At 60.0% G+C, this 7,031-nt stretch carries 5 protein-coding genes, 3 pseudogenes and 1 other annotated feature; of the genes and pseudogenes, 2 read left to right on the top strand and 6 right to left on the bottom strand.

All coding sequences use genetic code 11. The annotated features are described in order from the left end of the window. Positions 1 to 74, top strand: a sequence feature (AL1L pseudoknot). This feature is flagged as partial in the annotation. A gap of 324 nt (positions 75 to 398) precedes the next feature. The 3 genes and pseudogenes from QJT82_RS44665 to QJT82_RS44655 all read right to left on the bottom strand — a co-directional run. After that, the gene (locus tag QJT82_RS44665) at positions 399 to 836 is read right to left on the bottom strand and encodes a type II toxin-antitoxin system VapC family toxin (RefSeq protein ID WP_016848501.1); all 438 of its coding nucleotides are present in this window, start codon (positions 834 to 836) and stop codon (positions 399 to 401) included. Beyond that, positions 833 to 1,111: a type II toxin-antitoxin system Phd/YefM family antitoxin gene (locus QJT82_RS44660; RefSeq protein ID WP_028337909.1), complete on the bottom strand. Its 279-nt coding sequence runs from the start codon at positions 1,109 to 1,111 to the stop codon at positions 833 to 835. The genes QJT82_RS44665 and QJT82_RS44660 overlap by 4 nt, the downstream gene beginning before the upstream one ends. A 189-nt stretch (positions 1,112 to 1,300) precedes the next feature. After that, positions 1,301 to 1,564 (bottom strand): annotated as a pseudogene (locus tag QJT82_RS44655) (IS21 family transposase); the annotation flags it as partial. Between the two features lie 904 nt (positions 1,565 to 2,468). Between QJT82_RS44655 and QJT82_RS44650 the strand changes: the two are divergent. After that, positions 2,469 to 3,296, top strand: coding sequence for a ParA family protein (locus QJT82_RS44650; protein ID WP_225161839.1), 828 nt, complete (start codon positions 2,469 to 2,471; stop codon positions 3,294 to 3,296). A 274-nt stretch (positions 3,297 to 3,570) separates the two neighbouring features. On the opposite strand, the gene QJT82_RS44645 is transcribed toward QJT82_RS44650, so the two are convergent. Both QJT82_RS44645 and QJT82_RS44640 read right to left on the bottom strand, forming a co-directional pair. Next, the gene (locus QJT82_RS44645) at positions 3,571 to 4,950 is read right to left on the bottom strand and encodes an aspartate aminotransferase family protein (RefSeq protein ID WP_038376943.1); all 1,380 of its coding nucleotides are present in this window, start codon (positions 4,948 to 4,950) and stop codon (positions 3,571 to 3,573) included. A 320-nt stretch (positions 4,951 to 5,270) separates the two neighbouring features. Further along, positions 5,271 to 5,459 (bottom strand): hypothetical protein, encoded by a 189-nt coding sequence (locus QJT82_RS44640; RefSeq protein WP_016848505.1) that lies wholly within the window; start codon positions 5,457 to 5,459, stop codon positions 5,271 to 5,273. A 174-nt stretch (positions 5,460 to 5,633) separates the two neighbouring features. Between QJT82_RS44640 and QJT82_RS44635 the strand changes: the two are divergent. Further along, positions 5,634 to 6,413: pseudogene (locus QJT82_RS44635) on the top strand (IS6 family transposase). 106 nt (positions 6,414 to 6,519) lie between these two features. Here QJT82_RS44635 and QJT82_RS44630 read toward each other — a convergent pair. Then, positions 6,520 to 6,836: pseudogene (locus tag QJT82_RS44630) on the bottom strand (IS110 family transposase); the annotation flags it as partial. Positions 6,837 to 7,031 lie beyond the last annotated feature (195 nt).

Here is a 7,031-nt window from a genome sequence, read left to right as displayed (position 1 = left end):
TGATCGCCTTCATCGACGATCATCGCGAGGCTTACGGGGTCGAGCCGATCTGCAAGGTGCTGCCGATTGCCCCGTCGGCGCCGACACGAAGACGCTGATGCCGCGCCATTCGGTGATCTGAAGATCGATCTCCTTCAACCGCTCCCAGACCGCCGTCACATCGCCATTTTCCTTGGCCAGTTCGGCAATCATCCACGGCCGCAATTCGCCAAGCCGCGTGCTCGCAGAACCGATCGGGTGTCGCGCCAGTAATCGTCATCGATCGGCGCGATGCCGAACGCGAAGCCTGGAAAGGCCTACCGTCAAGGCTGGGATCAGGTCCGCGTCGGCGGACGCCGGACCGAGGCCAGCCAGGACGGTTTCGAGCGAAGCGGCGTCGGGGAGCCGGGCAGCGACGGTCATCCCAGCGCTCCTTCATCGGTCCGGGGGTTCAAAAGCGGCACACCCAGCGGCGCAAAATCCTTGGTGTTGCGAGTCGCGAGTACGAGCTCCCGGTCGAGAGCAGTGGCCGCAAAAAAACCGTCCATGACCGAGAGCGCAAAGCCGCTCTGTCGGGCTTGCGCCATCAGATCACCCCAGCGCCCGGCGATCGCCGGGTCGATCGGCAGAATCCGGCCGGCGAAGCGCGCCGGCAGATCCTCCGCGAGCCAGGCAGAAAGCGCCTCGCGACGGCGGCCGTCGTCCATCAGGGCGATACCGCGCCGGAGTTCGGCGATCGACGCAACGCTGATGAAGGCCCGATCCTCGTCGATCGTATCAAGCCACGCGAGCACTTTCGGATCGGGCGCCGGCCGGCGAACCTCCGACAGCACGTTGGTATCGAGCAGGACATTCATAGATCAAGGTCGCGCGGCTGATCGCGAACCCGCTCGAGATCGAGATCGGCATCGCGCAGCGGCGAGGCCATCAGGAATTCGGCGAGCGTGCCCTTGCGGTCGGTCTTGCGCGCCCATTCCTCGGCGGAGACGATGACGACACTGGGCTTGCCGTGGCGAGTAATGATCTGCGGATCGGTCTGGGCGCGTTCAATCACCTCGGAGAGGCGCGCCTTGGCGCCAGCCACGGTCCAATGGTCGGTTTCGGGCGCAGGGGTCTTTCGGGAGGCTGTCACGATCCGCTCCTGTGACTATAGAGACCAGCGTGACTATAAGCTGGATTGCAGCGATTTTCAACAGGTACCGAGTGTGGCGCCGTTCCGCTAATATCGAGAGCGAAGGGAAGGAACTGTCATGTCACGCGAAACAAACCAAGACGCCGCCGGCGGCGGCTAATGAGGCCGGCGCGGTCGGCCGGAACCAGCGGGCTCGTGCTCCTGGCGGAAGATCACGTCCTGTTCGGGGCCGTTGAGCGCGGGGTTGAGGTTGGGATGCCGTCGGCGTAATTCGTCCAGCACGCCGATCACGCGGATGCCGGGTGCAGCCTTCAGGATCGGAATGATCTCGGCGTCCCAGTAGGGGGCGAGCGGATCGGACCGTCCCCGCCCCCTCGGCCCCTTCTTCTGGGATGGCGGACGCGCATCGCCCTCGATCCGATACGCACTCGCTTTCGAGAATCCCGCCTTGGCACCGACCACCAGATGCGGCTGTACATGACCTACCGATTGACATTGTCCCCCGAGGCCGCCGCGGCCGATGTGGAGGCCAGGCAAGGCGTCGATTCCCTCTTGTCGAGACGATCAACAGCTTGCACCAGACGCACCCGGCCGCCAGACAAGACGACGGCGCCACTGCCGCAATGCTCAACTTCCCGCTTGAACCTGAAATGTTGCAAAATCTCGGCTTGAGACCAGGCGAGCCGATCGTTTTACAGATGGCGAGATTGATCCAATCACCTTGCGTCCTCGGCATCATACGTCGCACGTCTCATCTCGCTCAACCGTGTCGGGTTGATGATGCGCGTGTCCGGCGCTGCACGAACAGTTAGCTGGCGCCAGTGTGACAGTGCGCCGTTCTGCTCTCTCGCCTTTCTTTCATCGTCTGGCACGAGGGTTGCTGAGCCACATGGCCTGGTCGCTTGCGATTGTCCTCTCGACGGCCAAGCTCTTCGTACCGCAACTCGCACGGGCGCCTTACCCTGCCGTCCGTGCACCTTTCCGTTGCAGTGCCCCAGCGCCTGCTTACGACCTCCCGCTGAATTTGTCAGAATGGCAACAGCGGACTCACGATTCCGGTATGCGCGCTAAACGGATTCCCTCACAAACACTGTGCCTGGCGAGAAAAGGCAGGTTATCACTCGATGCGCCGTCGCGAAAGCGGCAAACAGTAAGGGGCGGATTATGCGAGAGTCTGCTTTTGTAGCAGCGCTGGCCAGCACCTTTAAACGTTCGGGTTGGCTATGGAATGTCCGCGTGGCCCAATGTTTGGACCGGCCGGCGTTGGACGCCGTATAGCGCGCTACTATAGTTAGTGGCTGCGCTCCGATTTGATTGTGAGTTCCGCGCTCGCTATTGATGCGATTTGCGAGACGGAATGGTAGGCTCACCTCGTGTCTTTCATGTCGTTGTTGTCCCTGACGCGCAGGCGATGTATGTCCTTGCTCTAGTCACCCAAAAAGGAGGAAGCGGCAAGAGCACGCTGACGGTCGGAATCGCAGTGGCCGCGATGGGACACGGGGAGCGCGTCGGAATTGTCGACGCGGATCCACAAGAGACGATCTCAAAATGGATAGAGCGGCGCGGGCATCCCTATCCGCGGGTCGTTCGGGTCGCCGATCCCGCCGGAATAGAAGAGGCGCTCGTCAGCCTTGAAGCTGAGGGGATCTGGCTTACAATTATCGATACCGCTCCCACGAACAATGCACTGGCTATGCGTGCCATCGCGAGTGCCGATCTTTGCCTGATCCCGGTGCGTCCAAGTCTGGCCGACATCGAAGCTGCGATACCTACGCTGATTGCCATTCGTAGGCTCAACCGCCGATTTGCTTTCGTGCTCAATCAGACGCCACCGCGGGGTTGCCGCTTGAGCGAAGCTGCAACGTCGCTCAATTCGCAATCTAGAAAAGTCACCATCTTTACCTTGGCCGCGAGCAAGCGGCATGATCTCGGGGAAATCTCGCAAGTCCTTGAAAAATGGTTTCCTACCTGTCCCCCGGCCGACTTGCCCGGTACTCGGTCTCGGCGAGAAGCTTCGGCTCAAGCTTCCTTTGAGGGCGGTCGCTTGACGCAGGGGCTGCGTCTTCCGGATCAGCCGCTTCGAGGTCGGCGGCTGAGGCGTGGTCCAAGCCCTGGTCGACCTTGCGGCGTAGATGCTATCGTCGCCATTGTGCCAACCGAGATAAATCCATCCCGTTTACCTTGATCGAGAGCGAGGCCCAGCGATCGTCAACGCCTCTTGCTGCGAAAGGCAGGCCTTCGTGATTCGCCGCGATGAGGGTCACGCTTTCCGGGCGGCTGCATCTCGCGCCGTGGATCTCGCCCTATAATTGTTACGCCTGACTTCGACTGCGCCGAGGATTTGCGGAAGCACCGGTCCGATCGGGCAAATGCATGCGCGTTATGCGCCGTGTATCGATCATTGGTGGATCTGTCCAGGCAATCGGACTTGAGGCGCACTAAGCGGAGTTGAGTGAACGCTAGTGAGGCTCGCGACAATTAACCACAGTCGCCTTAAGATCGTGGAGCATGCCCGTGATCCCGTCGACGAGTTCGTCGATTTGATCCTTGTTGACGATCAGAGGTGGGCATATCGACAATGCATCATCTACATTCCGCACGATGATCCCTCGCTCTTGCAGCAACCGGCTCGCGATGCTGCCAACGTCGCCCGGAGTGGTAGCGGCGACTTTCCGTTTCTTGTCCAGCACCAGCTCGATTGCCGCAATAAGGCCAACGCCGCGGACCTCCCCAACGAGTGGATGGTCAACGAGCGTGCGCAGCCGTTCCTGCATGTAGGCCCCGATGCGGCCAACGTTCGCAATCAGAGCCCGCTCCTCGATGAGTTTGAGGTTTTCGAGCGCAACGGCGGCTCCGACCGGGTGACCACCGCCCGTGAAGCCATGAGCCAGCAGTCCAACCTTATTGCTCTCGTCCGCGATTGGTTCGAACATGTAGTCATTCATTATGATCGCCGATAACGGAAAATAACTGGACGTGAGCTGCTTCGAAACTACGATTACATCGGGCGCGATGTTGTAGGTTTCGCAACCGAACATTTTTCCGGTCCGGCCAAAGCCGCAAATCACCTCATCAGCGACCAAAAGGATGCTATGCTTTTTTAGCACCCTTTGAATTTTGTCCCAGTAAGTCGGCGGCGGAACGATGACCCCGCCCGCGCCCATTACGGGCTCACCGAAGAATGCTGCAATGGTATCGGCACCTTCGCGCTGAATCAGCGACTCGAGCTCCTCGGCCCGACGCGCCGCAAAGGTCTCCTCCGATTCGCCCGCACGGCTGTCTTTGTAGAAATGGGGGGAGCCCGTGTACATAACGTTGGGCAGCGGCAGATCGAAAGAGCGGTGATTGTCGGGAAATCCGGTCAGGCTTGCCGCACCGATCGTGACGCCGTGATAGCCGCGCAACCGGCTGATGACCTTCTTGCGCTGAGGCTGGCCCAATGCATTCGACCGATAGGCGATCAGCTTCAACACCGTATCGTTTGCTTCCGAGCCGGAGTTTGTGAAGAACACCTTACTCATCGGCACCGGAGACATCTTCACCAGCTTCTCGGCAAGCGCGATGGAAGGCCCATTCGATCGTGATGCGAAGGTATGATAGAATGGCAAGATTTGCATCTGGCGATGCGCGGCTTCGATAAGCCGCTTTTCGCTGAAGCCAAGACCCGCACTCCAGAGACCGGCCATCGCATCGAGGTAGCGTTTGCCTGCCGTGTCGAAGACGTAGGGGCCCTCGCCGCGTTCAATTATGAGCGGCCCGGCCCGTTGGTGCGACCGCGCGTTGGTATAGGCGTGAAGCTGATAGGCCACATCTCGGGCCTGTTGAGAACTGGGCAGCATGGTCGGCGTCACATCATCGGTTCAGAATTGGATAGGGACCGGAGCATCATGTGGGGAAGCGCCGGTCCGGTCCCGGTTTCTCTGGGCCTTGCGATAGTCGTGGTTGACGATCTCTTTCAAGGAATTCGCTTGTGCCAATGCCTGACCACAGGCTTAACCGGCGGCGACGCACTGTCTGGAAGTGAAGAGAGCGGACGATATCCAAGCACGACAAAGCGTCGGATTTCCGAGACGTGTTGGTCGCCGACGGAAGCTTCCACCAAGCTGCCGGCGGCGTTCAGACCGTAGAGAGTCGGTGGTCGTAGCGCCGTGGACCGCGTTTACGTATTCGAGCCCACCACGTTCAGGCCGCTCGTTCCGCTGAAGGTCAGCGTGTCATGTGTGTTCAGCACGTTATCCCAGCTGCTGCCGCGCGTCGCCACGGACTGGTTGGGCTCCGAGCCAATACGCGTGATGAGCAACACTGTAAACAACGGCCAGCTCTGATTGACCAGTGTCTTGTGGGCCATCCGTGATCTCCTTGATCTGGTCGCGTCCCGGCTTTGAGCGGAGATGCGCGACCGAGTTTCCTCCAGAATACCTTAACTCGTTGAGTTCGTCGCCTGCCAAAGCTTGTAGGCCCACTCCCCAACCGGCACCGTCAAGTTAACGAATTGGAGCGCCCGAGGGGGTAGGCGACGGGCATGCCGACCGTCCGGGACCCTCTTTATCGCCGCCATCGCTTCGCACCGGAAGTAATCAGCTATGCCGTTTGGTTGCATTTCCGGCTTCCCTTAAGCTTGCGCATGGTCGAGGAAATGCTGGCGGCGCGTGGCATTGGCGTGACCGTGGCATTGGCGTGACCTGTGAAACCGTGCGCCAGTAGGGACGGAAATTCGGCAAGGCGTTCTCCGATCGGATCCGACCAGCGCGCTCCCGCTCGCGGTGACAAATGGCATCTGGACGAAGTCGTTATTTCGATCGCGGGTGAACAACATTGGCTCTGGCGCGCTGTCGACCAAAATGGCGTCGTTCTCGACGTCTTGATCCAGCGCCGAAGAGACTCGCGCGTTGCGCAGCGGCCCATGAAGAAGCTCTTGAAATCCGTCGGCACGCCGCCGCGCCTGATGATCACGGACAAGCTCCGTTCGTACGGCACTGCGAGGGCGAAGATGGGCTTTCACGTCGAACATCGCCACACAAAGCTCTCAACAATCGGGCCGAGAATTCTCATCAGCCGACGCGGCGACGCGAGCGGATCATGAAGCGTTTCAAATCGTGCCATCAGGCTCAACGGTTTCTGTCAGTTCACGATCAGGTCGCGAACCTTTTCCACATCCCCTATCCCGGAGCTGTCACTGCCGACTTCCGTCGTGCTTCGCGCGAGCGAGCCTTTGCAACTTGGCGCGAGATCTCCACGACAAGCACAATGGCCGAATCTCGAACCTTTGAGAATTGCCTCCTTCAGCTCAGCGGTCGATTAAGTTGACGATGCCGGTCAACCTCCTTTGAGTCGAGGGATTAGAATAATACTCACGCCTAGCGGATTATTCGGGCTCACTTCCCTGATCCTGAACCTCCTCCGAATGAGTGGACACCTGTAGTAGGCTCTGAGAGCCCGGCTTCGTAACAGAAGTGGACGCGGTCAAACCGGTTGGCGATCCGCCCTAGGACGCGGCGCATGTTGGTGGCCGAAGCATCAACCTGTCCGAAGAACCGAACCTCCCCCGCCGGCCTGCATCCGCAATCGCGACGGCATTTCTTAGCTTGGCCACATCGATTTCGACGAATGCTTCCCTATAATCTGCCACGGCTCGTCCTCCCGTGATGAGAATCGGCTCGGTTCGCCCAAGCAACCCTCGGACGCGCAGTCTAGGGCGAGCCACCTCATCGGCAGAGGCGGACATACGGACTTACAGAGAAGATCAGCGCTCACGTGTTCAAGCTTCTCGGGTTGAAGCGTCCACGGGGTAAGATGAGGGCCGCCGGCTAAGTCGGGGACCTAAGCCCGGACGATCTAATCCAATCTGAACCGCCCCGGGATTGCCGGAGGCCCCAACTCCTGAGAAGGTGGGGCCGTTATGAGCAAGACGACGACGAAC

Origin of the sequence: Bradyrhizobium sp. Mp19 (assembly GCF_029952935.1) — a bacterium.
Lineage (GTDB): Bacteria > Pseudomonadota > Alphaproteobacteria > Rhizobiales > Xanthobacteraceae > Bradyrhizobium > Bradyrhizobium elkanii.
The sequence above is the reverse complement of the archived record's forward strand: the minus strand, read 5'-3'. Positions and strand labels throughout refer to the sequence as shown.

Excerpts from the sequence above, each read along its gene's own strand:
- QJT82_RS44650 (WP_225161839.1), top strand. The coding sequence starts at position 2,469 with ATGGTAGGCTCACCTCGTGTCTTTCATGTCGTTGTTGTCCCTGACGCG.
- QJT82_RS44665 (WP_016848501.1), bottom strand. The coding sequence starts at position 836 with ATGAATGTCCTGCTCGATACCAACGTGCTGTCGGAGGTTCGCCGGCCG.
- QJT82_RS44640 (WP_016848505.1), bottom strand. The coding sequence starts at position 5,459 with ATGGCCCACAAGACACTGGTCAATCAGAGCTGGCCGTTGTTTACAGTG.
- QJT82_RS44645 (WP_038376943.1), bottom strand. The coding sequence starts at position 4,950 with ATGCTGCCCAGTTCTCAACAGGCCCGAGATGTGGCCTATCAGCTTCAC.